Here is a 2,880-nt window from a genome sequence, read left to right as displayed (position 1 = left end):
GTCGGGCTCTGGTCGTTGCTTTCATTTCTTGGTTTGCCGTCGGTCCGGTGAAGGCCGGGCCGCTCAACGACGCTGCGCGGGAGGGCGATGCTGGCAAGGTCGCCGCGCTCCTGGCACAAGGCGTCGATGTGAATGATCGCAACGAGAGTCGCGAGACCCCGCTGATCGATGCGGCGCTTGCCGGCAAGACCGAGGTCGCGGTTGCGTTGATCGGGGCTAAGGCCGACATCGAAGCCCGTAACGATCGCGGCTTCACCGCGCTTCATGCGGCAGCCTACTCAGGAAGCTTGGACATTGCAAAATTGCTGCTCGAGCACGGGGCCGAGGTCGACGCGTTGAGCACGCACAAGATCACGCCGCTACATGTGGCAGCAGAAGAGAACCAATCGGCCATCGCGGAGCTGTTGATCTCGCGCGGCGCACAGGTCGAGGCAATCCAGGAATACGGGTACACGCCTCTCAGCCGCGCGACATTCTATCAGAGCACCGACGTGATGGCTTTGCTCAAGAAGCACGGCGCAAAATGCCAACCCAAGGAAACGATGGGGTCGTCGTACAAGGTGTGCATCGCCCTCGGCAACTGACATCGAGAAAGGTTACTGGAGGAGAAACATGACAGATAACTGTTCCAGAACGTTTGACGGTTTGCTTTGCACGGGAGTAGCCACCGCGTCCCTCTTGCTCTTCGGCGTTGGGGCATCCTTCGCGGGCGACGGGGTGAACACCGGATATTTCGGCAACGCCGCCATACAGGGCTACGATCCGGTGGCGTATTTCACCGACGGTCGTGCGACCATGGGTTCGCCGAAGATCTCGAAGAAGTGGCTCGGGGCGACGTGGTATTTCGCCAGCGTCCAACACCGCGATGCCTTCATTTCCGAGCCGGTGCGCTACGCCCCCCAGTTCGGCGGCTTCTGCACAGGGGGAATGTCAGCGAAGGAGGCATCTGCGAACCTTGACCCGGAAGCCTTCCGCATCGTCGATGGCAAGCTCTTCCTGTTCTCCGGAAAGGGGGGCCTGGAGGAAGACTTCGATGCCAACCCGGCGCCTGTCATTGCGAAAGCGGAAGCCGAATGGCCCGCAGTGGAGGCGAAGGAATTCGAGGCTAGAGCGGCCGCCAACTAGCTCCGGCGCGATGTCGTGAGCCCGCAAGTAGAATGGCGTCCGTCACGGAGACACTGAGAAATACCAGACTGTGACGGAGTCCGGCCAAGCGTACTCGTCCTGGGTATCGCCGCGTCCTTGTGGATTGCGATAGACCGGGGCGCAGAACTTGCGGCCGAGCAAGGTCGCGGTGGATTGCGTGCAGAAGAGGTCGCCGTCCACGCTGGACGTGCCGGTGATGATGCTGCTTTGCGAGCTCAGTGCGACATCCCCATTTGCACTCAGCTCCATGACGAACGCTGCGCCATTGTGTTGATGTCCTACCCATGTCCGATCGCCCGTTAGGGCTCGGATCGCGGCGGCGCCCAGGCGGTCCTCTTCCCGCCCGCGAAAATCGAAGCTCCGCTCGGGAATCCCCGCGGCGCGAAGGGCGCCCAGCCGGTGATCGAGGTCCACTTGCCGCCGATGGTGGGCGTAAACGACACGATAACCAGCGAGGTTCTGTTCGGGCATCTTTTTCAGGATTGCTGCGGCCGCATCGTGCGCCTCGGCCATGCGGCCAAGCCGCGCATTTGCCATGGCCAGCGTTTCGAGACCAAGGTCGGTGCGCTCTTCCGGCTGGACCTCGCTCAGCGCCTGCAAGGCCTTCTCGTACTGATGGTTCATGTAGAGCACGAAGCCGTAATAGTCGAAGACCTGGGCGCGCGGCTTGGGATCGAGCCGCAACACGCGTTCCATCGCTGCCAGCGCCTCCAGGTTCTGTCCTGCGTAGGTCAGCACGATCGCCTGATTGAGCTCCGCCTCCGCGCCGTTCGGGTCCAGCGCGACGGCTTTTTGGACCGACGCGATCGCCTGGTCCCATTCGCTATCCAGCATCTGTAGAATGCCGAGCACAGCATAGGCGCGCGAGGACAGCGGATTGAGCTCCAGCGCCCGCCCTGCCGCTTCGTAGGAGCGCTGGCGAGCGACGGCGCTGAGCATGAGCACCTGGTAGTCGAAGCCGAGCACGTCCACCGTGGCGCGGGCATAGCCCGAGTAAGCATCTGCAAACGTAGGATCGAGCTTGATTGCGTTTTGATAGAGGGAGAGAGCCTCCCCGAGAGATTTGTAGTCGATTGCATACACTTTCTGCTCGGCTCGGATATAGAAATCGTATGCTTCCAGATTTTGGGTCGGGAGGCGGGCGATTTGAGTTTTTTCGCCTGCTGTCAAACGTACCGAAAGCGCCTCAACGATTCGCTCGATCACTTCGTCCTGAAGGGCAAATAACTTGGAATAGTCCCGGTCGTAGCGCTCGGCCCAAATGTTACTTCCTGTTTTGGCGTCGATGAGCTGGACATTGATGCGGACCGAATCTCCCTCCCGGCGGACGCTCCCCTCTACCACGTAACGGACGTTCAACTGCTCCGCGATCTTGTCGAGATCGAGGGATTGATCCTTGAACGAGAACGAGGAGTTGCGGGCGATGACGAGCAGCCCCGAAATCTTCGAGAGGTCGGTGATGAGATCGTCTGCGAGCCCCTCAGCAAAATAGTCCTGGCCCGCCTTCTCGCCGAGATCGGTAAACGGCAACACGGCAATGGAAGGCTTGCCCGCCACCGAACCGGTCAGGTTGGAACCGTGGTCAGACAGGAGGGCAACCGCCTGCGGCCAAAAAAACATGCCAGCCATCAGCGCCAGAAAGAGCGCCGCAGCGGCGATACTCACAAGCCATCGCCGAGAGCGCGACTTCCTGGTTCCTCCGGTCTGTTCCAGCAGCACGCGATACGCACGGAC

The 2,880-nt window shown here is 61.0% G+C and carries 3 protein-coding genes; 2 read left to right on the top strand and 1 reads right to left on the bottom strand.

Going from position 1 to position 2,880, the window contains the following annotated elements:
• Positions 1-584 (top strand): ankyrin repeat domain-containing protein (locus ACXJ7R_RS29090; protein WP_457154846.1); only part of this gene is annotated, 584 nt, incomplete at its 5' end.
• Between the two features lie 28 nt (positions 585-612).
• Positions 613-1,125 carry a YHS domain-containing (seleno)protein gene (locus ACXJ7R_RS29085; protein ID WP_457154845.1) on the top strand — a complete coding sequence of 171 codons (513 nt, stop codon included), beginning with the start codon at positions 613-615 and terminating at the stop codon, positions 1,123-1,125.
• A 42-nt stretch (positions 1,126-1,167) separates the two neighbouring features.
• Here the strand turns inward: ACXJ7R_RS29085 and ACXJ7R_RS29080 are convergent.
• A partial coding sequence (locus ACXJ7R_RS29080) for a tetratricopeptide repeat protein (protein ID WP_457154844.1) occupies positions 1,168-2,880 on the bottom strand: 1,713 nt, incomplete at its 5' end.

The organism is Mesorhizobium sp. P5_C1 (assembly GCF_054049815.1).
This window is presented reverse-complemented; position numbering and strand designations above follow the sequence as displayed.